A 25,048-nucleotide genomic window follows, 5' to 3' on the forward strand; every position below is an offset into this window, starting at 1 on the left:
ACGATTGATAAAAATAGCCAGCGTAAGCGCTATGACACTATTGTTAGCTTCGTGCAGCCCTTACGCTAGCCTCAATGTTAGCGCCCCTTTTAAGGTGGGCCCAGTTTACGTAAACCCAAGCATTGGTATGGGTGGTTCGTTATAAAAATAGCGGGCACACCCAAATGTGCCCATACTACATAATAGTTACACGTTGATTTTGAGTTTTTTTAGTAATATAGTATTGGTTTTCAGGGAATGGAATCATTATGGACATCAATAAACTGTCACAGCACAATCAGGGTAATCTATCTTTTTACAACGATGGTAGTTTTTCGCCGTTATTTATCGTCTCAAAAGAATATAACGTACTCATGGTAAAGTACGCCTCACTTTCTACACTCTCTAGCCAAGAACAAATCGCTAATTTTATGCAATTATCTGATTGCGTATCCTTAGCTATTTTTGATGTGCCAAAAGAAGAGTTTCCTAAAAGTTTGAAAGATTGGCCAAATCTTAAAGGAATTTTTTATCAAGATACGAACCTGACTGTGATTAATCAAGGTCTACAAGCGATAAACCAAGGTGAATTGTGGTTTCCTCGAGCGATCACCGATAATTGGATGCGCGAATACTTAGCTAACGAAGAGCTTAGTAACGCAAAGTCAGTTAACTTAACCACCAAAGAGCTCAAAGTATTAAACCATTTAAACAATGGTTTAAGTAGCGTTCAAATCGCTGATAAACTATTCATAAGTGAAGGTACTGTTCGTGTTCACTTACATAAAATTTATACCAAACTCGCCGTCAAAAATAAACAGCAGGCTATTAAGTGGTGTCAGCATAATAGCGATAAGATCAGTAGTGTAATGGGCTAATACTGATCCTTATTGTATCTTCGTAACTCCCTGCGGGTCGTTTACTAATATCTTTTACCAAAACTTTGAGTGGTAAAAATACGTCCGCGGATGACACACTACTCTTAATAGTTAACAACTGGGTTTTGTTCAGTTCATACCAGGTTTGATTTACATTAAGTTGATAATCGATCTGGTACTGTTGTTTATATAAGGTGTTTTGTAAAAACCCAGCATTTTGAGAATCAATGGTCATTTGTACATCTGAGTTGGTAACTACTTTTAAAGTGGGTAAATTTGTATATTCTTGCCCTGAGTACAGTTCACCTAATTGAACCGTATGGTCTGTACTATTAAAGCCCAATAATGACAGACTCACATTGGGTTCTATTAAAGTATTAACTGATATTTCTTGTACATCCAGCTCTTGCTGCTTGTCATCAAGTAATCTAAATGTGAGCATGTCAGAATACGCGCCTGCTTTTACAAATGTTCCGCTTTTTAATGTTAAATTAACTGCTAACTCTAATTGCTCTATATTAAAAACAGGCTGTTTTACACTGCCGGTATTCGTTGTGGACGATTCAATAAAAAATTCGAAACGATTATTATCGGAGATAAAAAAACTATGATTTTCACTTTCAACCATCACTTTAAGTTGGCATTGGTCATTGTTAATGGCCTTCACCGAAAACTCAATCTTTGAGTCATAAGACTGTGATTGTCGATAGACAGCTATGTCATCATTGTTTTGACTGATATTCGCAAAACGCGCATCACATTGGGCAAAACTGTTTACACTTAACACGCTTAAAAATAAAAGACTTTTACTGTACATGGATCTCTCCTAAACGTTGTAATTGTTCACCATCAACAATCGTTAATTTAAACTCTTTAAGCGTTTTGTCAGTCCAAGTAATAACATAATCACATGGGATCAAGCCTGTAATAGCAAATCGCCCTTTCTTATTTGTAAAAAACACTTTTTCTTTAAACTCGGGTTGTTCAGGACACCTAGCAGTGCCGACAGCGGCTGCTATTGGTAAGCCATCTTTAGCTATAACTTTTGCCACAACCGTTATATTCGCATTCGATCCTATCGTAACTGTATAGCCTGACTTATAGCTTGATTTAAATGCTAATATACCTGAGCCCAAATCATAGCCTGGCTCTAAGTCATCGATGTCAATCGCTAACGTTGTTTCATCGTAAGAATTAATATCACTAAATAAGATGGGGCCTAACTGATCATTTGCGGCACGATAATACTCTTGGGAGCGACCAAGCTTTATGTTCTTATCTTGAATCGACTGATGGGCTTGTACCAATGCAAAGCTATCACTAATTGGTTTACCGAATGCAATATCAGTTTCCGCGAATGCTAAAGCGGTCGAAAAATTAACCCTAGACTGATGAATACCCGATTCATCAAGCTGCGTGTAATCACTGGCATGATCAGCGCCAATTAAAAACCTATTCGCATTGTATTGAGCGTTAAAATCAATAGCTGCTTGCTGTGTATCATTACGTTCTAAGCCCAAACGCACGGTTTTAGAATCGACGAATTGTTGGTTTCCGGTATAGCTATAGTCTAACCTTTGTTTATCATTACGGGTGTCAAGAGCTAGGTTATAACGCGTATTTTGGTCAAATCGGTAGTTAATTGATAACGCAAAATTTAAGTCGCTTTGTTCATTTAAGTTATCCCAGTTAGCACGCACCCCCCATCGCCAGCCTTTAGAAAATGGCCCACTAGTTGATACACCATAAGCTTGAGTAAATTCGTCTTCTTGATATTTTTGCTGTAGTCGCGCACTTAATCCAAATTGCATCGACTCACCAAAATAGTAGTTATAGTTGCCTTGCAGAGTATGCTTTATGGTTTGCACTGTTAACAGTGAGTTCGGTTCAGCTTTTAAAGCCGTAAAATCTTCAGATAAATATTCATAACCCAAACTAATATTATGATTTGAGCTGCTACCATTAGTGAAGTTTTGATATACAAACCTAAATGCACTACCCAGATCTTCTGCGTAACTGAGCGCTCCTTCAAATGAGACTTGCCCAAGTTCAATGGCTAGAATATTTTTAGCCGTTAATTGCTGAGTATAGCTATTTGCCTGTAGGCTGGCACCAATGGTCCAACTCGGCGATACACCATAATCAAAGTAGCTACTTACAAATGGTTCGTCAGTTAAATACTCTAAACCATCAATTGCTAGTGTTGAGGGAATACCAAGATTAAATCGGTATTCTAGCTCCCCCTCAGCTAATAAATCTAAACCAGTGGTGACATCAAAATCAACTACTCGCGTTATACCCGCGCTATCGGTTATACGTAAACGGATCTGATTACTGCCCTGTTCTATGGGAATATCATTTAAGGAATAAACACCCGGTGATAGGTTAAGTCTGTCGACAACAACGCCTGAAACAATAATCTCCACTGAAGAAGTGCTCTCTAAAGTAAAACTTTGCGATGCAGTGGGTTTTATTTGCCGATCTGACATCATCGAAAAATCTCTCGCCAGTGCCAGCCCTAAAAACCGAACCGAAGATTGAAAGTAGCTTCCAATGCCATAATTATCGCCAAGTGACAGCCGGGTGCCATACTCTGGTAAATCATAAATAATGCGTGAAGATGTTCGTCTACTGTGTGCATCTGTACTGTTAGAGCTGGAGAAATATTCATATTCATTTTCAAAAACCACGTTCGAAATATTAACTACGGATTCAAAGCGTGAGTTTAATTGTTGATCTGTTTCAGCGGTATCTGTTTTCTGGCGGATCGCATTGGCATACCAGTTTAAATAGCCACTTATTTTAGCTTGTTTAGATACTTTTAAATTACGAGGCTTGCGCTTTAAACTAAGTGCTTGCGGTTTAACTAATGCAGAGGGAATACTCAAATATAAAGAGAAACTGGCCATATCAAAATCAACCACAATGCCAAGCTGTTGCAGTTGTTCGCCCGTTATTATTTGATTTGTAACTAAACTGCGCAGCTCCCCCACTTCATTAGGATACATAAATTTATCAAAGCTTTCTTCGACTTCAGGCCAAGGCAATGCAAACTCATCGCTTGGAGAAATACTCAAGGTTACTTGACCAATTGGCGCATTATTTATATAGCTTTCAACAGTAAGTTCAATCGTTCTATTACTAGGATTAATCTTACTATAGCCATTTATACTGACTAAAAATAACGAGCAAAAGAACAACAACTTTTTCATCAGGGAACCAAGCGTAAATTAAGTGGCAACCCTTGTCGTGAGTCGTTAAGAGAACTCGGTAATGGTATCCTTATCGTATTAATCGTCCCTGGTGCGAAAAACACTTCGATTCCTAAGCGTTTTAATTGTTGTTTTTCGTAAAGAGTTATAAAAGTAGGGGTTTCGGTTAACCCATCTTTATTTGCAAACGCAATCTCATAATCACTCAACCTAGCATTGCCTTTGCCCATATTTTCGATAAGCGCAACTATCTCATTTTGCTCTATCCAACTTTTACGTAGCAGCAAATTAGCATCCAACACTGGGTTTTCTAAATGAACAATCAAATTAAAATTAAATAGCATTTTTACGCTATTTGCGGATGAGTCACTACCAACAGCTTGCTCTGCAAGTGTCACCATATAACTTTCATCGCTGTCAGGTGGTCTATTATCCAGCCATTGAATTTGCACTTTTTGGCTTTGGCCTTTTTTTAAAAAAGCAGCAGGGGGAAAAATGAAAAAAGGCGGCTCTTCAAGCAATTCTAAAAAATGCCCATCGGCTAGGAAGTTAATTTTATAAACTTCAACGTCAAAGGCAAAATCACGATTTAGTGTATTCGTAATAATGCTGCTTGCACTAAAAGGTCCGTTTTTAGCATCGATAGTGAGTACCATCGGTGATAATTCGATTGCATTTGCAGTATTGAATATAAATAAGAAGCTTAAATATACAAACTTAGTTAGTTGTCGCATCCAGCTTTATCTCTAATTGACTGCGAGAAATATCAAATTTTTCAGGTACTTTGAGTTTTACTTTGAGTTTAGAGTTTGGCATTAAAAACTTTCCTACAAGTGCATCACTAAGCTCTCTACCTTCTAAGGTATAGACATCACTATCTTGTTGAATTAACCATTTCTCTTGCGCAAGTCTAACGTAGCGGTTGCCTTTATTTTCTAACTCAATTTCCCACACACCTTTAGAAACCATCGTTTTACCCATAATTTCAATCTTTGCCTGAGCATCTTTTGGGACTACATTAAATAAAGTTTGAAAGCTCAATGTCATGCCCACACCGGATGTGTTCATTTGTGCTAGGTCTACGGCTACTTGGTCAACAATAATGCGATAGCTCTTAGACTCTGTAAGCATTGGTTCACCAATATAACGAATTAATACTGATTGGCTTTTACCTACAGGAATAACGGTCGTCATTGGCAGAATAAGAAAATCATCTTCATTTTCAGAGAGCAGCTCATTTCCTGCTGCATCTAATGTTAAATTATTAGCGCTTATCTCCACCGTAAGCGGTTCTTTTGACGTATTAAGTATGCGCATTGTGCGTTGCGATTGTGAGCCTAAGCTTTCTAATTCTGCAACCATAGGCTTAACTTGAAAGGCGGCCACATTAAAGCAAGTGCATAAAAAAAGAGTGACAAGTAACAGTCTCATTGGGGGAACCTTAAATATAAAAGGCAGCAAAAGCTGCCTTTAAAGGAGAAGAAAAGTTATTTAGCAGTGATAGCAATCTGTAATGTATCTGTGTAAGTGCCTGCGAATACAGCTTCTTCAAGTAGTTCAAGTACTAAAGTACCTGGTACGCCTTGCGCTAAAGCAACAGAACCAGGGCTAGTGCCTGTAACTGATAGATCATTGTCACCATTAGCCCAGTTTGTAGGAATTAAAGCAAAATCAAAATCACCCGCTTTAAATGTAGCTTGGTATGCAATGCCTTGATCTTCATGATCAGAGCTTTCTAATAAGCCTTCAGTTGATTTAAGAGTGATTTCAGCACCATCAGAGTCATTACATTGAACTGTGATGTTATGTTGCGCTGTATGACCAATTGCTAGTGCACTAAAGGTATTAACAGAGTCAACGCCTGAAATTTGACAAACAGGCTCAACAACACCACTTAGGCTAACACTTGCAGCCATTGCAGAACCAGTGAAAGCAGTCGCGATAGCAGTTAAAACGAGTAATTTTTTCATTTTATTATTCCTTAAAATTTTTTAAATAATCTTTGCCCTAACGGTTAAATGCCACCTATTAGTGCTGATGGAGTCACTTCTATACGGAGTACATCATTGTATTCTCCGGCAAATAGCAGTGGTTTTTCTAACTGAAATTCTAATTGCGCTGTTGTATCGAAAAATATTTCATCTATAACGTATGACTTTTCCAGCATAAGGTCCTTCGCCTGCTCTGTGATATCCATATCACTGCCTGGTAATCTCATCGTTAAGAAATAGGCTTCAATTAAATTACTCTGTTGATGACGCAAACCACCATTTTTTGACAGTAAAGCAATTTTTATTGGCGCATTACAATTTATAGTTAGTTCTGTATTAGCAAAACCGGTGGCATCAAATAGAAGTGATTCGGCAGCGGTTGAAAACTCACACCGTGGTGTGATTTTCCCTTCTAGCCTTATATTGACTTCATCACTTGCGCCACTCATAGGAATGTAACAAGCAAGTGAAAATAGCATCGCTTTCATCATCCTTGTTAAACCCTAATCGCTGCCTTGCTAAGTTGGGTAGATAATAGGAGTAAAACAACATATTGGGCAGTTGCTTTTTGTTTATTGTGGAATATGCAAATATACCAACAAAGCTAAATACTCTAATTAAAGTTTACACAAATGTTTATATTCTAAATGTGATTTTTTTCTTATCGAATTAACAAGATTAAACAGCTTAGTAAAATAAAAACTAAATCAATATATTAAATACTGAACATAAGGGATTTGATAGAGGTGAGATATAAACAGCATACGTTGATTGATAGCGTTTTAATGATGATTATCCTAAAATTATAATCATTATAAAAAAGCAAAAAGCCAGTAACATTAATGTTACTGGCTTTTCTAATATGGTGCGGTTGGGGGGACTTGAACCCCCACGCCCGAAAGCACTACCCCCTCAAGGTAGCGTGTCTACCAATTCCACCACAACCGCATTGTCAAAGCTTTCGCTTTAGGTGTTAAACTCAATGATTTATTTGAGGAGAATAAATCGTCTAACAATACTTGTTACAAGTATTAATTTGGTACGTCAGATTTCTCTTTTGTTGATGTTGCTGGAACATCATCAGCTGCAGGAGTAATTGTTTCAACTGCTGGTGCTGCTTCTAGGTTCTCCCACTCGTCAGTCTTTTTTATCTGACCTGCAGTTAAGTTACCTAGTACAATACTTAGCACAAAGAAAATACTGGCTAAGATTGTGGTTGTTTTAGTCATAAAGTTACCTGCGCCTGATGAACCAAAAACAGTTCCAGAAGCGCCAGCACCAAATGATGAACCCATATCTGCGCCTTTGCCTTGTTGAATTAAAACCATACCAACAAGCGCTAAAGCAACAACTAAATAAACTACTAATAAAATTTCGTACATCTTATACGGTCCCTTTTGCACTTTCACAGATTGCAGTAAATAAATCTGCTTTTAGACTAGCGCCACCAATCAGTCCGCCGTCTATATCTGGTTGTGCAAATAATAATTCGCTATTTTTTTCATTTACGCTGCCACCGTAAAGAATGGTCAGCCCTTGTGCTAAATCACTGCTAATTGAAGCAATTTTATCACGGATAAATTTGTGCACATGTTGTGCTTGTTCAGGCGATGCAGTCTTACCTGTGCCAATGGCCCAAACGGGCTCGTATGCTATCACAGAATCTTTCAGTGCTGCTAGACCTAATTTATCAATTACTGCATCAATTTGTGCAGCAACCACTAATTCAGTTTGACCTTGTTCCCGCTGTTTTTCACTTTCGCCTACACATAAAATAGGTGTTAAACCTACTTGTTGTGCGCGAGCAAACTTAGCTGCAACAGTGTCATTGCTTTCACCATAAATACTACGGCGTTCAGAATGGCCAACTAAGGTATATTCGCCACCTAAATCTTTAATCAATTGTGCATCAACTTCACCAGTAAATGCACCCGGTTCATTTTCAGAAACCGTTTGTGCCCCAGTTGTTACACCAGTTGCTGTTAGCATAGGTAACAATGGGTAAGGTGGAAACACCACAACGTCTATCTCTGCTGATTTTACGTTGTTGATTGCGTCAGATAATTGCTGTACTAACTCTTTCGAGCCGTTCATTTTCCAATTGCCTGCGACCATTGGCTTGCGTATTGCCATTTTTCCACTCCACATTAGAAAGCGGGCGAGATAGTAACTCGACTCGCCCAAAGTTACAAGAGCTTATTGTTCTTAATCAGTTTGTTTGCTCATAGATTCAACAACTGCGGCAATTTTTTGTGCGCTATCAAGCACAACTCTCTCTTCTTCGGCTTCAACCATGACGCGAACAACCGGTTCAGTTCCCGATTTACGTAATAATACCCGGCCTTTTCCAGCAAGTTGCTCTTCTACTTGAGCAACGGCGGCAATCACTTCTGGTGCTTGCGTTGGATCAGTGCCCGCTTTGTAGCGTACATTAATCATCTTCATTGGGTATTTAACAAAGCCTGCCCCTAAATCTTTTAGGGTGCGGTTTTGAGCAACCATTGCGGCAAGCACTTGCAAGCTTGAGATAATACCGTCGCCGGTGCTGATCAAGTCAAGATTCAATACATGGCCTGAACTTTCACCACCGATTTTCCAGCCTTTCTCTTGCAGTAATTCCATTACATAGCGGTCACCCACTTTGCTGCGGGCAAACTCAATACCTTTAGCCTTGAGTGCATTTTCAAGCCCCATATTTGACATAACAGTACCCACAACGCCACCGCCTAGCATGTCATCATTCGCTGCTTGGCATGCAATAATGTAAACAATATCGTCGCCATCAAAGACACGGCCATTATGATCAACCATCATTACACGGTCGCCATCGCCGTCGTAGGCAATACCTACATCCGCATTATGCTCTAAGACTTTACGCTTTAGTGCATCAACATGGGTTGCACCACATTCAAGATTGATATTGACACCATTTGGTTCACAAGCATGACAAATTATCTCAGCGCCAAGCTCGCGCATTACTGATGGTGCGATATGATAAGTTGCGCCATTGGCACAATCTAATACTATTTTTAACCCTTCCAACGATAAACCTTGAGGAAACTGGCTTTTACAAAACTCGATATAACGACCATCGGCACTTTCTAGCCGACGAGCTTTACCTAATTTATCGGATGCAACGCAAGTCATCGGCTCATCCAGCATCGCTTCAATTTGTAATTCCACTTCATCAGCCAGTTTTAGGCCTCGTCCACAAAAAAACTTGATGCCGTTATCATGATATGGGTTATGAGATGCGCTGATCACAATACCTGCCTCGGCACGAAACGTCTGTGTTAAATACGCAACAGCGGGTGTTGGCATAGGGCCAAGTAACACAACATCGATGCCAGCGGCAATTAAGCCTGCTTCAAGGGATGTTTCTAACATGTAACCTGAAATACGGGTATCTTTACCTATGATGACTTTTTTAGTGCCATTTTTTGATAACACCTTACCTGCCGCCCAGCCTAACTTAAGCGCAAATTCAGGAGTAATTGGGTATTCACCCACCATGCCACGTACACCATCGGTGCCAAAATATTTTCTTTCATTCATTTTTTAATTCCTTGTTCACAGGCTTGCCATACGCCAAGCACATCTGCGGTTTCTTTTACATCATGTACACGAATAATCTTTGCGCCGTTTTGCGCTGCAATTAATGCCCCAGCTAAACTACCTGCAAGGCGTTCGTCTGTTTGTCTATTTAATAAGTTGCCAAGCATTGACTTGCGCGAGAGTCCTGCCAAAACAGGTAAACCAAAGTGGTTAAATTCATTAAACCGCGCCAGTATTTGAAAATTGTGACTAAGGGTTTTACCAAAGCCAAATCCGGGGTCTAGAATAAGCTGCTTTCGCTGAATACCCGCTGTTTCACAAGCGCTTAAGCGCTGCACAAAAAAATCATTTATTTCACTAAATAAATCATCGTAATGCGGAGAAGTTTGCATACTACGGGGCTGACCTTGCATGTGCATTAAGCACACTGCGACGTCTGGAAACTGTGCAACTGTTGTCAGTGCAGTTGGTTCTTGTAAGGCACGAACATCATTAACAATATCGGCTCCAGCTAGAATAGCTTGACGCATTACTTCACTTTTACTGGTATCAATTGAAATAATGCAATCATTGACAATACTATCACTGTGGGCCCGAATTGCCTCGATTGCGGGTATGACTCTAGCTAATTCATCTTCAAGGCTTACATCAGGCGCGCCTGGACGCGTTGATTCACCACCAATATCGAGTATGGTAGCGCCATCGGCTAATAAGGCTTGAGCTTTTATGACAGCGCTGTCTGTTTGATAGTAGCGTCCGCCGTCTGAGAAAGAATCAGGAGTGACATTCAAAATCCCCATTATCACTGGGGTGTCGAGGTGTAAACTGCGACCTCTGGGTAAATCAACTGTGGTCATCTATCACCTTCAATACATCCATTGCATTGATATTTCTACTTTATTTATTCAGCTACAAAAAAGCCCCGACAATCGGGGCTTTTGTATTGCTATTTTAACGGTTATTCAGCTTTGTCATCAAGATTTGTTTCATCTTTTTGCGCTGGTTTGTCGTCTTTATCAACAATTGGCTCTGCTTTTGTTTCCGCAGGCGCTGTTTTCTTGTCTGTGTTATCACGACGGTCATGTGCATCACGAGGTTCGCGTACAGGCTGACGCGCCATTAAGTCATCAATTTGCTTTGCATCAATGGTTTCATATTTCATTAATGCATCTTTCATAGAGTGCAAAATATCAATATGATCTTTCAAGATTTGCTCAGCACGTTGATAGTTACGATCTGATAACGAACGAACTTCTGCATCAATAACTTTAGCCGTTTCATCTGACATGCTCATAGCACGGCCACCGCCGCCACCCATGTACATCTCATTTTGATCTTCAGTGTACATTAGTGGACCTAACTTCTCACTTAGACCCCACTGAGTAACCATTTTACGGGCAATATCTGTTGCGCGTTCAATGTCGTTACTTGCACCTGTAGTTACTTTATCTTCACCATAAATCAGTGCTTCAGCGATACGACCGCCATATAAGCTTGAAATCATTGATTCCAGTAGCTCTTTAGAGTGGCTAACACGGTCTTGTTCAGGTAAGTACATGGTCACACCAAGGGCACGGCCGCGTGGAATAATAGATACTTTATAAACAGGATCATGCTCAGGCACGATACGACCAACGATTGCGTGACCCGCTTCGTGGTACGCAGTCATTTCTTTTTCTTTCTCGCTCATCACCATGGTCTTGCGCTCTGCGCCCATCATGATTTTATCTTTAGCGGCATCAAATTCAGCCATGCTAACAACACGTTTATTACCACGTGCGGCATAAAGCGCAGCTTCGTTGACTAAGTTTGCTAAATCAGCACCAGAGAAACCAGGTGTACCACGTGCAATAACTGACGCTTCAACGTTGTCACCTAATGGTACTTTACGCATGTGTACTTTAAGGATCTGCTCACGACCACGAATATCAGGTAAACCAACCACAACTTGACGGTCAAAACGACCAGGACGAAGTAGCGCTGGATCAAGTACGTCAGGACGGTTAGTCGCGGCAATCACGATAATCCCTTCGTTACCTTCAAAGCCATCCATCTCAACAAGCATTTGGTTAAGTGTTTGCTCACGCTCATCGTGACCACCACCCATGCCAGCACCACGTTTACGTCCTACGGCATCAATCTCATCGATAAAGATGATACAAGGCGCTGCTTTTTTCGCTTGTTCAAACATATCACGAACACGCGATGCACCTACACCGACAAACATTTCTACGAAATCAGAACCTGAGATAGTAAAAAACGGTACTTTAGCTTCACCGGCAACCGCTTTAGCCAGTAAGGTTTTACCTGTACCAGGAGGACCTACCATTAGTACGCCTTTAGGAATACTACCACCGAGTTTTTGGAACTTTGACGGATCACGTAAGAAATCCACCAGCTCTGTCACATCTTCTTTTGCTTCGTCACAACCTGCAACATCAGCAAAAGTGGTTTTAATTTGGTCTTCGCTCATTAAGCGTGCTTTACTTTTACCAAACGACATCGCACCTTTGCCACCGCCGCCTTGCATTTGACGCATGAAGAAAATCCATACACCAATCAGTAATAACATTGGGAACCATGATATTAAGATGCTAGCTAAGAACGATTGCTCTTCAGGCTTAACACCTTTGACATTCACGTCACTTTTTAATAAGTCATTAAGAATGTCTTTATCATAAATAGGCATGATCGTTTGAAAACGTTCGCCATTGGTTTTAGTACCAGTAATTGTGCCACTGGTGCTTTCTATTGCCACTTCTTGTATAGCGCCACTTCGGGCATCTTTTACAAATTGACTGTAACTTGTTTGACGATCTACTTGATCGCCACCATTAAAGCTCTGAAACACTGACATTAGCACTACTGCAATGACCAGCCAGAGTATTAGATTTTTCGCCATATCGCTCAAGGGGTTAACCTCTTGTATCCAATTAATTTAAATTCAACTAAACGCCTGACAACTGTACTACAGTTTGTAGCCTGTCGCTACTATATATACTTCACGTGATCGTGGACGTGAGGCGTCGGGTTTACGGATTTTTACAGTTTTAAAGCTATCACGCACTGTTTTTAAGAATTCATCAAAGCCTTCACCTTGGAATACTTTAACCACAAATGCACCATTTTTCTTTAAAACTTGGCTACACATATCTAATGCTAATTCCACTAAATACATACTACCAGCTTGGTCAACTGAGCTATTACCACTCATATTAGGTGCCATATCTGAGAGCACCACATCAACATTTTTACCATCGATGCGATTTAATAACGCATCTAAAACAGCTTCTTCTCGGAAATCTCCTTGTAAAAAATCAACGCCAGCCAGTGAATCCATAGGTAATATATCACAAGCTATCACTTGTCCTTTATCGCCTACTTTTTCTGCTAAATACTGTGACCAGCTTCCCGGGGCAGCTCCCAAATCAACCACAGTCATGGCTGGGCGTAGTAATTTATCTTTATTTTGGATCTCGTCGAGTTTAAAAATCGCACGAGAACGCCAACCTTTCTTTTGTGCCTCGTGAACATAAGGATCATCAAAATGTTCCTTCAACCATCGCTGTGAACTGGCCGAAAGTTTTTTATTCGTCATAAATTATCACGCAACTAATTAGTAATATTCTTTAGATGGCGTTAGAATACCCTTAATTCAAGCCATATTCAGCAAAATTTGTAACAACATGAAATTATCGAACAAACAAAAGCAGTTTTTAAAAGGTCAAGCACACTCTCTAAAACCTGTAGTACTACTAGGTTCTAACGGTTTAACAGAAGGTGTATTAGTTGAAATTCAAAGCGCTTTAGAAATTCACGAACTTATCAAAGTAAAAGTACCTACTGATGACCGTGAAACTAAAGCCCTGATTTTTGAAGCTATTATTCGTGAAACTGGTGCAGAGAAATTACAGACAATCGGTCATACGCTGGTACTTTATCGTCAAAGTGAAGAAAAGAAAATTCAATTACCACGTAATTAATTATTTTTATGCTTTGCAAAAAAACCAGCTGTTGCTGGTTTTTTTATGCCTGAGACTAAGCGCCAATAAATTGTAAAGAAATATATTGCCGTGATTAAAAATTCATCGTTATACTTCTTAACCGAAAACCTTGTTGTGTTTTTTGTAACATAAAATAGCGATCAAACTCAGTTTCTGACATTTTTTCAACCGCGACTTGTGCTATTAATGCCGCTAATTCTGGCGTGGTATTACTATGCCCAACAATAACAACGACACCACTTTCTGCCATCACAGTTTGTTTAAACTCGGCCAAATCACGTGGATCATAGGTTTTAATTCGTAAGCCGAAATGCTCAGCCAAAGGCGTTGCCGTTTCAATCGTGCGATTATAAGCAGTACTATATATAGCGTTTGGTTTTTCCCCACTGAACAAATTCAACAGCTGTTTTGCTCTATTGTTACCTGCTTCAGATAGGTGAGGATCGCTGCCGGTTAACTTTTCACTATGGCGAAATAAAAAAATAGTGTCTGGTTCTGCGCTCAGGTTAGCAGCAAATAGTAATAATAAACTCGCTAAAACATATTTCATTTATTTTCCTGTTGGTACGCTGCAACTTGCTGTGCACGTTTATATGTTAATGCACGGTCAATAAACTCTGTGGTTAACTCATTAATAAGCCCTGTTTCAGCATTAAGAATAAGGCTAAAACCGATATTTAAATGCGGTATCACAACAAGGTCGCTCCGGTAACCCTGCACCCAGCCACTGTGATAATAGAGGGTTTCATTGTCATAATCGTATACCCGCCAACCTAAACCATAATAGGCTTCTGTTAGGTGTTTTTTCCATACTCGTCTGCGTAACTCTTTTTTAGTATGTGTGTAAGGCCTGGTTTGCGTGGCTAACTCATCACTTGATAATACGGTTGGGTAATACCCTAATTGTGCTCTTAACCATATAGCCATATCACTGGCACTGGCATTAACTCCTGCGGCAGGCAGTACTTTATAATAATTTTTTTTCAACCTTGCCGTATGCCAGCGTTTGCGCCCTCTTACATGGGGATACGCATAATTATCATCAATTACCATGGCCGCATAGCCAAGACTGGCATCATTCATACTAAGTGGTGAGAAAATAAATTCATTCAGCCAGCGTGAGTAATCCATTTTCGTGCTGGCTTTGATCACTTCATCAATTAAGCTAAACATTACATTTTGATAACCGTAGCATTGCCCAGGCTGACAAATGGGTTTTACACTGAGTAACTTTTCGACTATATCCGGGTAGCTCATTCTCGATTCAATCAAATTGTCATACGCATTAGGGACCAAACCACTGGAGTGGCTAAGTAAGTGAAAAACTTTTAAATGATTTTTATAGTCAGTAGTTGCAAAAGCAGGTATAAATTTACTAACAGGGTCATCTAAAGAAAACTTCCCTTCACTGGCAAGCTTTGCGGTTAACGAGCCTGCAAACGTTTTTGAGACTGACGCTAGACGAAACCGAGTATGAGTATCAACGGGTTGCCCTTTATTCAATTTGGTTACACCAAAACCTTGTACGAAGCTATCATCTGGGCCATGGACTATCGACAATGCAGCTCCTGGGATGCCTTTACTTTTTAATTTATGTTCAAGGTGTTGGTTATAGTCACTGATAAGGTCGTGCCATTGTTGGTCACGCGCATAGGCGTGCGTCTGAAATAACACAAAACAGACAAGTATAAAAAAAGCATGCATAAAAGGTTCTAGGGTCTTCATTATTTTATTATTTTAATCTAAATTAAGACGTTTCTGACTTCATAATACCATGAAGTTTTACCAAGACTAACGTACAATATCGCGATTATTGAGTTTTTAAAGGGTTTTACAGTGTTTATTCGTTATTTATCAATTGTGCTTTTCACTTCCATGACAACAGCCTGTGTTACTGCACCGCAGCCAGCTGCACCTTTAGAAATGCCGGCCAAGCCGCAATTAAAAAGTCAAACGTTTCAAGTTTCCTATGAAACAGAGCACGCTTCACCTAAAGTAAAATCAGTCCAGTTACCTGCGCATAAAATAACGCGTAACCAAACGGTGAGAGTGGTTGCAGACAAAGCAAGTGTCACTGATACCCTGTTTAAACAAATTAGCGATGCATTAACAACAATGAGTTTACGTGTTGTGGATCAAGGCGATAGCGATTACACACTTGCTATCCATCAGCTTGAGTTAAACTTTATTGAAGATACCAAATACCAAGTTCAGCCACCGGTTAAACCGTATCCTTTATTTGCTGATATTGCCAAACTGTATCCAATCCAACAGTGCGCAACTATTAACGGCGAAGTTAGCATGCGACTGATCCACCGTGCATCTGGTGATGTAGTTTGGTTTGGTAAATCATCAATTGATAGCGCAAGTTTCCACCGTGAACCACTTATCTTTAGCTTTAGCCAGGAACAAGTTATCAGTAATGAGTTAGAAGTGGCTACCTTTGTTCATCAACAAAATACCGACCAAGCACGCCTTGCCAGAGCGACTCAAGATGTCAGCATCCCAAGCTATAAGACAATTTCAAAAATGACTAGTTTAACGAAATTACAAGGTCCTTGTAATCGCACTGAAGTCAGTGCGCTGACCCCGATGATGCACTATTATTTAAGCAGCATTTTAATCGATAAAATCAAAGTACATTGAGTTACGATTCAGATAATGGCTGCTGGCTACAATTTTTTACAGTTCAAGGGCACTCTTTGACAATATAATACACTTAATAACTGCTTAATTTATTTGGATCATGGATGCAACGTAACCAACACACTCTACAGAAACTACTGTTATTATTGATCTGTGTCGGTTTATGGAGCACTTCTAGCAATGCCAGTAACCGTTATTATGCTGACAATACCTTAGAACCCACTTCAGGCTTTGCATGGGACTGGAGTGCCGGTGCCGGTTATTATATTGAAGATTCTTATCTAGTTGGCATGGACTCATACAGTGACGGTCTAGAACTTGATATTAACCTTGCTGTTTCCTACGAACGTTTTTACTTAGATATTGACCATAGCCAACTTAGTGGCGGGGTTATTATCGGTTATAGCATCATCAATAAGTATGACTGGGATCTGGATATTCTTGGTACTAATGTGCAAGCTGGATTTGACGAAACCGGTCTCGATTTTTATAACAGTGGCACGGTCCCAGAACTTGATGGCATACGAAGCCGCAGATATGACTTTGATACCGGCTTACGACTTACCCGCCGTTTTGAAAACTCACAAATTTCTTTTGAATACCTACACGACATTTCCAATGCCCACAACGGCTGGGTTATGAATAGCTTTTTTAGTCATATTCTACCGTGGCAAAACTGGGAGTTTCGTACCGGTGTTGGCATAAGTGCTTACTCTGCTGATTTTACAAACTATTATTTTGGCATCACCGCAGATGAAGCAACAGCAACTCGGCCAGTTTACCAAACAGATGCCTCTGTCAGTGTTATTTTTGAATTCCATGCTGAGTACCCATTAAATCAACACTGGGTGTTTCTTGGTGGCTGGCTTTCTACGTGGTTTTCAGATGAGATTACTAACAGCCCTATCGTATCACAAGGCTATCAGCACAAAGCCATGATAGGCGTGCGCTATGTATTTTAAAGCTTCAGCCATCGTCTGTTTGCTATTAAGTGCTAAGCCCTTATTAGCCAGTGACGAGCAGACTCACGATTCGCCATTAGTCGCTTTGCCCGATACCTGTGTAGCACTGCGTGAAGGACGTAACTGCTATGCTGATATTGAACTAAATTGGCAACAAGACAGTATCGGGAATTATTGCCTACGCGACGCCACGTCGAAACATATAATGCAATGTTGGCTTAGACAAAAAAGTGGTCAATTAAATTACGCTTTTGACTCTGTTGAAAGTATTTCATTTGAATTAATTAACAGCGATACCGGTAAAACCATTGCAGCAACACAAGTACAGTTGCAATGGGTTTATCAAAACCGCCAAAAGAAACGCCGCTGGCGCCTTTTTTAAAACGAGAATAGTATGAATAATTACGGCACAATATTACTTGTTGAAGATGATGGCTCTTTAGCCCAATGGGTGGCAGAGTATTTAACTGATCAAGGCTACACAACCCATATTTGTGAACGCGGCGATCAGGTGGTGAGTCATGTTAAGGAACTCAAGCCTGACTTAATTTTACTCGATATTATGTTACCCGGCCAAGACGGTATCAGTGTGTGTCGTGAGCTGCGCCAGTTTTACCAAAGCCCTATTATTATGCTAACCGCCAGAGACGAAGAAATGGATGAAGTCATTGGCCTTGAAGTCGGTGCCAGTGACTACATCATGAAACCTGTTCGCCCGCGTGCCCTGCTGGCTCGCATAAAAGCAGCTTTGCGTACAACAAGTGACAGCTCTGAGCCAAAAGCAGATGAAACGCTTGTGCAAGTGGGCTCTTTAAAAATCGATACCCAATCTCGCAACGTCTTTATAAATGACATTGAGCAAGGTGTTTCTAGCGCTGAATATTTATTACTGCATTACTTAGCCTGTAATGCCGGTCAAGTAGTGTCGCGCGATGCTGTATTTAAAGCCACGAAGGGCCGAGAGTACGATGGCCTTGATCGCAGCGTTGATGTGCTCATTTCAGCTCTGCGCAAAAAATTTAATGATGATCCGCAACACCCTGAAAAAATTAAAACAATCTGGGGAAGAGGCTATTTACTGGTCGCAAGCGCATGGTAACGATCATTAAAAAAACGGGCCTTGTTATGCTATGAAAAAGTTTTATCTATCTTTACTAGCCAGTGCATTACTGTCAATCGTGGCGCTAGGCTGGTTAATTGATGCATTCAGCCAGCAAACCCACACCAGTGAAGATGAATTTGCTCTGCAAAGCAAATTGTTAATGGGCTTTAGCCAACAAATCGCCGCGCAAGCCGAACAACAACGCGCTGACTACACAACCTTGCTAGCAGAGCAATTTTCATTAGGACTTAGCTACCGCGCCACCCAGTCGTTGGCACTACCGCCTTCGTTGCTAGAGCAAATTAACGCCGAAGGCGGGTTGATCTTAGAAGACCAAGAAGGGTTTTATCTCCTTTACAGTAATGATGCACTCGCCCCTTTTCATCTAAAGTTGCGCTTAGAGAAGCCTCATGAGCAAGACCAACAAAATGATATGCTGCTTACCTTGCTATTTTATGCAGGCTTATGTGTGTTTATGGGGTTTATTATTGCGCCATTAGCGAAACGATTAGGGGTAGTCAATGAAGCCGCTAAAAAATTTGCCAATGGCGATTTGCATGCCCGTATTCGAGTATCACATTTTACTTATATAAAAGATGTTGAACTTACTTTTAACCGTATGGCGAGTCAAATTGAGAAACTACTTGATGAAAATAAACTCATGGCGACTAGCTTATCCCATGATATACGCACGCCTATTGCGTGCTTACGGTTTGGCCTGGATGCTGCGCTAGACAGCCCTAACGAAGAAAAGCTAAAACACTACCTACACCGTATGGAAGCTGACTTAGACCAAATGGAATCAATGCTAAAAAGCTATTTAGCATTTGCCACTTTAGAACAAAAAGCCAACCAATTAACCTACTCAAAGACTAAGCTAAACAGTTACTTAAACACTATAGCACAGCAACTTGAACCCAGATTACTGCAGCGCCAACTTGATTTACAAGTTATCTGCGATAACAGCCAGATCCATGCAGATTTACATTGGCTTGCCCGTGCAATTACAAATTTATTATCCAATGCCTGTGATTTTGCGAGGCAAAAAATCATCCTAAATGCATACAGCACCGAGCAGGCGCTGATTATAACCGTTGAAGATGATGGCCCGGGTATTGCGGAAAAAAATTGGCATAAAGTGTTCAGTCCCTTCTTTCAAGAGCAAACTCACCGTAACCGTGCAGATAAAAGTTATGGTTTAGGGCTAGCTATTGTTGCAAAGGTAGTAGATTGGCATCATGGCGTAGTAACTGTGAATCGCAGTAAAAAACTTGCAGGAGCGTGTTTTACGCTGAAAATACATAACGCCCATAAATTGTAACTTTAATGTTACACTTTACAGTGGTTAATTCAAGGTATATCGATTAAAAACAAATAGATAGAATTTATTTGTGGGTTTTACTAAATAGCGACAGCTATTTACATCTCACAATTTCTTAGTTTGCCCTGAAAATCTACTCAATAAGAACTTTTTATTTTTTAACAATTACAGTAGATTGTCAGCGCCGTTACAAAATAGAGAAGAATGAATAATTATGAGCGCAGTCAGAGGGGAGTTTAGCTCCCGTTTTGGATTCATTATGGCCGCAGCAGGTTCTGCTGTAGGACTTGGTAATATTTGGGGCTTTCCAACACAAACCGCTAGCAATGGGGGCGCCGCTTTTTTAATTGCCTACCTTGTTTTAGCATTTTGTTTAGCCTATCCGGCCTTGATGGCTGAGCTTACCATTGGCCGTCATGGTCAAGCGAATGCGGTGAGTTCATTACGCAAAATTTCAAATTCACCAACCCAAAAACGGTTTGCATTTGTAGTTGGTTTTGGCGGCATTATTTGTGCGGGTCTGATTCTTAGCTTTTACGCCATTGTGGCCGGCTGGATGATCAGTGCGACCATTGAACCGATTGCTACTTTAGCAGGCAGCGATACGGCTGCAACATGGTTAAGTGAACAGTCACTGTCAAGAAACCTTATATTTACAGCTGGGTTTATTATTCTTACTGTAGCAATTATTAGTCGCGGCGTTGAAAACGGCATCGAAAAATGGTCTAAACGTTTAATGCCAGCGTTGTTATCTATTTTATTTGCGCTGATTATTTATGTAATGCTGCAAGAAGGCGCTATGGCCGGCCTAAAAGCCTACTTAGTGCCTGATTTTAAATCGATTTTAAACCCTGAATTACTGGTCAGTGCCCTTGGCCAAGCTTTTTTCTCATTATCACTAGGCACCAGCGTAATGATTATCTACAGCTCGTATATCAGTAAAAAGGAAAACCTCGTTTCCCTTGGTGCATACGTGACTCTGATTGATGTGTTTATCGCCTTTGTAGCCGGGTTACTGATCATCCCTGCAATGTATGTTGCACAAGCACAAGGAGTGGAAATATTCTCGGCCAGTGGAGAGTTACTGTCTGAAGACACCTTAGTATTTCAAGTATTGCCAGCGCTTTTTGATGGCATGGGAACCATAGGGTTATTTGTTGGCTTCGCCTTTTTTGCATTGATGAGTATCGCTGCGTTAACATCGTCTATTTCAATGTTAGAAGCACCAGTATCTTACGCGGTAGAGCGTTTTACTATGGGTCGTGTTGCTGCGACTTGGTTAATTGGCGGTGTTATTGCCTTGGTAAGCTTTACCATCCTATTAAATTTTGAAGGTTTATTTGGTTTGGTTATTGCGCTAACCACTAAGTTTGGTCAGCCCATTCTTGGCTTGATGTGCTGCTTATTTGTCGGTTGGATCTGGTATCGTAATTCACTGCTTGATGAAATCAAGCAAGGTTGCCCAGACGTTGCTAACAGCTTGTTTTGGAAAATATGGCCATGGTACATTAAGTTTATTTGCCCAATAGCTATTGGGTTAGTGTTCGTAAGTTCAATAGTAGCTTAACTAACTGACTTAACTAGCTGACTTAAAAACCGCTCTTTATACTGAGCGGTTTTTTAAAATCATATCTTGGTGTTCAATACCATCTTCTAAATAAGCCTCGCCAGTACATTGAAAGCCCAATGACTGATAAAAGCCGAGTAGATATGTTTGCGCTCCGATATAGATGTCTTTATCTGGCCAACGCGTAAAACACAACTGGATTGCCTCATTCACCAACAGCGGAGCGACACCCTTGCCTCTTTGCGATTGCTCTACTAATACGCGGCCAATGGCGCTGTACTGTTCATTCTTTTCATAGCATCGTGCATAGGCACCTAATTGCTGCGCATCTAACCCATACAGGTGCACAGTACTTGCCATACAGTCGACATCATCTAACTCTGGATACGGGCATTGTTGCTCAACCACAAACACATCAACCCGTGTGCGCATAATAGCAAACAACTCGTGTGTACTCAGCTCTGAAAAGGCCTTACTGACTAATTGCATTAAAACTCCTAACATAAAAAAAGCCCAGTCAATACTGGGCTATCTCTTGCTTACTTAGTTTATACCTAAGCTATTAATTACCAATTAAGCAAGCAAACGTTCTAATTGATCACATAAATGCGATAAGTTTACGTGGTCATGCTCAATGGTTAAATCGACATAACCATCGCCACGAAAACCGCGGTCAAGCTCAATTAAAACATGGGTTTTATGAGCTTCTGGCACAAATGACAATTCAATTTCTTGGATGCCAAATAAGCTGCGGCTATTTGGCTTATATTCAAGTTCTTGATAACAGCCAGAAACAGAATTAAATGTGCTGGCGCGTAAAAAGCCTTTCTCCACATCGGCTTTAAGCAAACTAAAACCGAGTCTATCCATTGCTTGCATAAATGTCGTGACTGCATCATTTGGATAAATATGCAACGGGTCTTTATCTTTAGGATCAAGCGCTAAATCAATATCAAGCCCAGTTTCAAGCCAGACATGGGATTGATTGTAACCCGCATTAATTTCGGTGATCGGGGTTTCAGAATGTAAACGAGCTTCAAATGGTATCTGTTTCTGCTGACCCGGCTCAATACAGCCTATGTCGGTGATACGCCATTTATCAATAATATGATTAGTGAAATATGCGCCGTCTTCACCTTCAACTTTCACTCGCGTCATTAATGCTAAATCAAGGCCTGCAATTTCTTGGCTTACATCTCCTGCGGTTATCACGATTTGGGCATTAAATAGTTGCCCAGGTTGCAAGTGCTCAGTTTCAAGCACAGTATCCACTTTTGCTGCACCAATACCGACTGATGCTAGTATTTTTTTAAACATCTATTTCTCCTTAAGCCTAATTCACCTAAATCTAAATTACGCTTAAATTCCTTTGTTACCGCATCTTAACCATATTTAAAAGCTGCTGTCAGTGAAAAAATAGCTATTTATTGACTTTTTACAGAAATAATTCGTTAAACGCGCATTTTTCATACACAGGTATACCTTTATATGCACAATTTATATAAGCAATATGCACGAATGATTTTCAAAAATGCAGATATTTCGCTACACTGATCACCCAAATGAAGTGATATTAAGAATTATGGAACTATTATATTTTGCTGTCGCATTTGTGTGTGGCTTTGCCGTTTATCAACTTAAACTCCCTCCTCTGATAGGTTTTTTGATCGCAGGCTTTGTACTCAATTTATCAGGTTTTAAAACCACCGAACTACTTAATACGATAGCAAATTTAGGGATCACATTACTGCTATTTAGTATTGGGTTAAAACTAAAAGTGAGTCACCTTGTTAAGCCACAAGTCTGGGCTCCAGCTTCTTTGCATATTATTATTAGCAGCGCTATTTTTTGCAGTTTAATGCTACTACTCGGTGCTATTTCGTTACCGCTATTTGTAGATCTTAGTTGGCAAAGCGCATTACTTGTTGGTTTTGCTTTTAGCTTTTCCAGTACTGTATTTGCCGTGAAAGTGCTTGAAGAGCGCGGAGAAATGGCCAGCCTCCACGGTAAAATTGCCATTGGTATTTTGGTTATGCAAGATATCTTCGCGGTCATTTTTCTTGCTATCAGCACAGGCAAAACTCCCAATGGTTGGGCTTTTGCACTCCTAGTAGCCTTGCCTTTGTTACGTCCTGTGATGTTTTGGGTGTTGAACCGTTCTAAACACGGTGAGCTGCTGCCATTGTTTGGCTTTTTCTTTGCGCTGGTTGTTGGTTATCACGCATTTGAATTTGCAGGCTTAAAAGGCGATTTAGGGGCATTGATCATAGGGATGATTTTTGCACCTCACAAAAAAGCTGGCGAACTTGCCAAGTCATTACTGAACCTAAAGGAAATCCTCTTAGTTGGGTTTTTCTTAACAATTGGCTTAGGTGCTGAGCTTACTGTTAATTCACTAATGATAGCGACTATTATCGTGTTGGTATTGCCTGTTAAAGTGGCCTTATATTATATATTAACGAATGCCCTTAAGTTACGTGCTCGTACTTCTTTATTAACCTCGTTTAGCCTTGCTAATTACAGTGAGTTTGGTCTGATCGTATGTATGGTCGCAGCCAGTAGTGGGTTAATTACGGCGGAATGGCTTGCCGTGATGGCGATTGCGGTTTCTATCACCTTTATTATTGCTTCCCCACTGAATAAACGTTCAAACGAAATTTATGTAAAGGTTGAAGCATGGTTACTACGCTTTGAAAGCCCAACTCGCTTAGCTGAAGAACTCCCCGTGAATTTAAATGATACCAAAATAGTTATTTTTGGTATGGGCCGCATTGGTACAGGTGCATATGAAACAATTAATATTACTCACCCTGGGGTTGTTGCCGGTGTGGATATTAAACCCGAAGTAGTTGAAAAACATGTTAGTCGAGGCCGTAAAGCGCTGTTAGCCGATGCCACCGATCCAGACTTTTGGCAACGAGTAAACCACTCTCATGTAGAAATGATCATGCTGGCAATGCCTAAACATATGCAAAACATTTTTGCTTTAGAGCAATTAAGAGCATCGGGTTATCAGGGCCAAGTAACGGCGATTGCGAACTATCCCGATCAGCAAAAAGAATTAGAAGATATGGGGGTAGATTCTACCTACAACTTCTATTTAGAGGCCGGTAGTGGCTTTGCTGAACATGTAAAACAAAAATTATTTCCTTAACGTAAATACCGTTCTCAGTACTGTGTAAGGTACTGAGAACTATTTTCATCTAATTTTCATAATCTTACATCTAGACGTCTAAAACACCTCCTTAAAAGTCCCTAAATAAGAGTCAAGCGCATTTACAAAGCTTTACATCTAGATTGGCAATTACCCATAAAAAAAGAGTACACTGCGTTTGTTGGTTAATCCGTAAGTATCTCTTTTTAGCACATAAATAATCCTTTAGTGCTTTTACATACGTATTCATCAGCATTTTACCCTTTGCTATTAAATAAGGTTTTTAGATGAAAAATAAGTTTGCTACACAGTTCCAAGCAGTGGCGGATGATGTAACCAACCCAAAACTGGTTGAACTTCAAAATCGCCTTGATGAAATACAAAGAAATGGAATGACAGCGTTAACTATGCGTGCTGTATTATTTCAAAAAATGCTTGATGTTTACCAAGTGCCTGAAGATCATTTCTTGCGTGATAGTGAGACCCCTAATCGTATTGATGATCCGTCAATTATAAATAGACTCGAACAACTCGGATTCTCTAAAAAACAGCAATATCAGATCCACTAGTAAAAAATGAGGGCCTACTCCCCTCATTAAATAGGCTGTTTCATGCCCGTCACAGCCTATTTTCTTCCTCTATTTTATAATACACTGCTTAGCTAATTCAGCTGCCAA

At 40.2% G+C, this 25,048-nt stretch carries 26 protein-coding genes and 1 tRNA gene; 10 read left to right on the forward strand and 17 right to left on the reverse strand.

Translation table 11 applies throughout. The annotated features are described in order from the left end of the window. Positions 1-248: 248 nt before the first annotated feature. Positions 249-857 (forward strand): LuxR C-terminal-related transcriptional regulator, encoded by a 609-nt coding sequence (locus V7783_RS00960; RefSeq protein WP_335677135.1) that lies wholly within the window; start codon positions 249-251, stop codon positions 855-857. Here the strand turns inward: V7783_RS00960 and V7783_RS00965 are convergent. The 13 genes from V7783_RS00965 to rlmE form a co-directional block, all read right to left on the reverse strand. Beyond that, positions 838-1,674 carry a hypothetical protein gene (locus V7783_RS00965; RefSeq protein ID WP_335677136.1) on the reverse strand — a complete coding sequence of 279 codons (837 nt, stop codon included), beginning with the start codon at positions 1,672-1,674 and terminating at the stop codon, positions 838-840. The genes V7783_RS00960 and V7783_RS00965 overlap by 20 nt on opposite strands. Continuing rightward, positions 1,664-4,069 carry a fimbria/pilus outer membrane usher protein gene (locus tag V7783_RS00970; protein WP_335677137.1) on the reverse strand — a complete coding sequence of 802 codons (2,406 nt, stop codon included), beginning with the start codon at positions 4,067-4,069 and terminating at the stop codon, positions 1,664-1,666. The genes V7783_RS00965 and V7783_RS00970 overlap by 11 nt, the downstream gene beginning before the upstream one ends. Beyond that, positions 4,069-4,803, reverse strand: a complete 735-nt coding sequence (locus V7783_RS00975; protein WP_335677138.1) for a hypothetical protein — start codon at positions 4,801-4,803, stop codon at positions 4,069-4,071. Before V7783_RS00975 ends, V7783_RS00970 begins: the two co-directional genes overlap by 1 nt. Continuing rightward, the gene (locus V7783_RS00980) at positions 4,787-5,500 is read right to left on the reverse strand and encodes a molecular chaperone (RefSeq protein ID WP_064666610.1); all 714 of its coding nucleotides are present in this window, start codon (positions 5,498-5,500) and stop codon (positions 4,787-4,789) included. Before V7783_RS00980 ends, V7783_RS00975 begins: the two co-directional genes overlap by 17 nt. Positions 5,501-5,556: 56 nt before the next feature. Further along, a complete protein-coding gene (locus V7783_RS00985) occupies positions 5,557-6,039 on the reverse strand; it encodes a hypothetical protein (RefSeq protein WP_335677139.1) in 483 nt (160 codons plus the stop codon). 44 nt (positions 6,040-6,083) lie between these two features. Beyond that, entirely contained in the window at positions 6,084-6,551 is a 468-nt protein-coding gene (locus V7783_RS00990; protein WP_064666608.1) for a hypothetical protein, read from the reverse strand. 372 nt (positions 6,552-6,923) lie between these two features. Then, positions 6,924-7,008 (reverse strand) — tRNA-Leu (locus V7783_RS00995). An 83-nt stretch (positions 7,009-7,091) separates the two neighbouring features. Further along, positions 7,092-7,442 (reverse strand): preprotein translocase subunit SecG, encoded by a 351-nt coding sequence (gene secG, locus V7783_RS01000; RefSeq protein ID WP_335677140.1) that lies wholly within the window; start codon positions 7,440-7,442, stop codon positions 7,092-7,094. Position 7,443: 1 nt separating this feature from the next. Continuing rightward, positions 7,444-8,193, reverse strand: a complete 750-nt coding sequence (gene tpiA, locus V7783_RS01005) for a triose-phosphate isomerase (RefSeq protein WP_335677141.1) — start codon at positions 8,191-8,193, stop codon at positions 7,444-7,446. A gap of 72 nt (positions 8,194-8,265) precedes the next feature. After that, positions 8,266-9,615, reverse strand: a complete 1,350-nt coding sequence (gene glmM, locus V7783_RS01010; RefSeq protein ID WP_335677142.1) for a phosphoglucosamine mutase — start codon at positions 9,613-9,615, stop codon at positions 8,266-8,268. Further along, positions 9,612-10,472: a dihydropteroate synthase gene (gene folP, locus V7783_RS01015; RefSeq protein WP_335677143.1), complete on the reverse strand. Its 861-nt coding sequence runs from the start codon at positions 10,470-10,472 to the stop codon at positions 9,612-9,614. Before folP ends, glmM begins: the two co-directional genes overlap by 4 nt. A 101-nt stretch (positions 10,473-10,573) precedes the next feature. After that, the gene (ftsH, locus tag V7783_RS01020; RefSeq protein WP_228732911.1) at positions 10,574-12,517 is read right to left on the reverse strand and encodes an ATP-dependent zinc metalloprotease FtsH; all 1,944 of its coding nucleotides are present in this window, start codon (positions 12,515-12,517) and stop codon (positions 10,574-10,576) included. Between the two features lie 66 nt (positions 12,518-12,583). After that, positions 12,584-13,213, reverse strand: a complete 630-nt coding sequence (gene rlmE / locus V7783_RS01025; protein ID WP_064666602.1) for a 23S rRNA (uridine(2552)-2'-O)-methyltransferase RlmE — start codon at positions 13,211-13,213, stop codon at positions 12,584-12,586. 88 nt (positions 13,214-13,301) lie between these two features. On the opposite strand from rlmE, the gene yhbY reads away from it, so the two are divergent. Then, a complete protein-coding gene (yhbY, locus tag V7783_RS01030; protein ID WP_064666601.1) occupies positions 13,302-13,598 on the forward strand; it encodes a ribosome assembly RNA-binding protein YhbY in 297 nt (98 codons plus the stop codon). A 94-nt stretch (positions 13,599-13,692) separates the two neighbouring features. Here yhbY and V7783_RS01035 read toward each other — a convergent pair whose 3' ends face one another. Next, a complete protein-coding gene (locus V7783_RS01035) occupies positions 13,693-14,169 on the reverse strand; it encodes a SixA phosphatase family protein (protein ID WP_335677144.1) in 477 nt (158 codons plus the stop codon). After that, positions 14,166-15,344 carry a serine hydrolase domain-containing protein gene (locus tag V7783_RS01040; protein ID WP_442961330.1) on the reverse strand — a complete coding sequence of 393 codons (1,179 nt, stop codon included), beginning with the start codon at positions 15,342-15,344 and terminating at the stop codon, positions 14,166-14,168. The genes V7783_RS01035 and V7783_RS01040 overlap by 4 nt, the downstream gene beginning before the upstream one ends. Before the next feature lie 117 nt (positions 15,345-15,461). Here V7783_RS01040 and V7783_RS01045 point away from each other — a divergent pair, with 117 nt between their 5' ends. The 6 genes from V7783_RS01045 to V7783_RS01070 all read left to right on the forward strand — a co-directional run bounded on the left by V7783_RS01045 (position 15,462) and on the right by V7783_RS01070 (position 21,217). Next, positions 15,462-16,265, forward strand: a complete 804-nt coding sequence (locus tag V7783_RS01045; RefSeq protein ID WP_335677334.1) for a hypothetical protein — start codon at positions 15,462-15,464, stop codon at positions 16,263-16,265. 104 nt (positions 16,266-16,369) lie between these two features. Further along, positions 16,370-17,227, forward strand: a complete 858-nt coding sequence (locus tag V7783_RS01050; RefSeq protein ID WP_335677146.1) for a MipA/OmpV family protein — start codon at positions 16,370-16,372, stop codon at positions 17,225-17,227. Beyond that, complete coding sequence (locus V7783_RS01055) at positions 17,217-17,609, forward strand: DUF3019 domain-containing protein (protein WP_335677147.1); 393 nt, start codon at positions 17,217-17,219, stop codon at positions 17,607-17,609. Before V7783_RS01050 ends, V7783_RS01055 begins: the two co-directional genes overlap by 11 nt. Positions 17,610-17,621: 12 nt before the next feature. Next, entirely contained in the window at positions 17,622-18,326 is a 705-nt protein-coding gene (locus V7783_RS01060; RefSeq protein WP_335677148.1) for a response regulator transcription factor, read from the forward strand. A 31-nt stretch (positions 18,327-18,357) separates the two neighbouring features. Further along, positions 18,358-19,650 (forward strand): sensor histidine kinase, encoded by a 1,293-nt coding sequence (locus tag V7783_RS01065; protein ID WP_335677149.1) that lies wholly within the window; start codon positions 18,358-18,360, stop codon positions 19,648-19,650. A 214-nt stretch (positions 19,651-19,864) separates the two neighbouring features. After that, on the forward strand, positions 19,865-21,217 hold the full coding sequence (locus V7783_RS01070) for a sodium-dependent transporter (RefSeq protein ID WP_335677150.1): 1,353 nt from the start codon (positions 19,865-19,867) through the stop codon (positions 21,215-21,217). Positions 21,218-21,253: 36 nt separating this feature from the next. On the opposite strand, the gene V7783_RS01075 is transcribed toward V7783_RS01070, so the two are convergent. Further along, a complete protein-coding gene (locus V7783_RS01075) occupies positions 21,254-21,706 on the reverse strand; it encodes a GNAT family N-acetyltransferase (RefSeq protein WP_335677151.1) in 453 nt (150 codons plus the stop codon). Between the two features lie 84 nt (positions 21,707-21,790). After that, positions 21,791-22,534 carry a sporulation protein gene (locus V7783_RS01080; protein WP_064666593.1) on the reverse strand — a complete coding sequence of 248 codons (744 nt, stop codon included), beginning with the start codon at positions 22,532-22,534 and terminating at the stop codon, positions 21,791-21,793. Between the two features lie 265 nt (positions 22,535-22,799). Here V7783_RS01080 and V7783_RS01085 point away from each other — a divergent pair, with 265 nt between their 5' ends. Next, entirely contained in the window at positions 22,800-24,371 is a 1,572-nt protein-coding gene (locus V7783_RS01085) for a cation:proton antiporter family protein (RefSeq protein ID WP_335677335.1), read from the forward strand. 287 nt (positions 24,372-24,658) lie between these two features. Beyond that, positions 24,659-24,940: a hypothetical protein gene (locus V7783_RS01090; protein WP_335677152.1), complete on the forward strand. Its 282-nt coding sequence runs from the start codon at positions 24,659-24,661 to the stop codon at positions 24,938-24,940. Positions 24,941-25,048: the final 108 nt, after the last annotated feature.

Source organism: Pseudoalteromonas sp. (assembly GCF_036960685.1).
Lineage (GTDB): Bacteria > Pseudomonadota > Gammaproteobacteria > Enterobacterales > Alteromonadaceae > Pseudoalteromonas.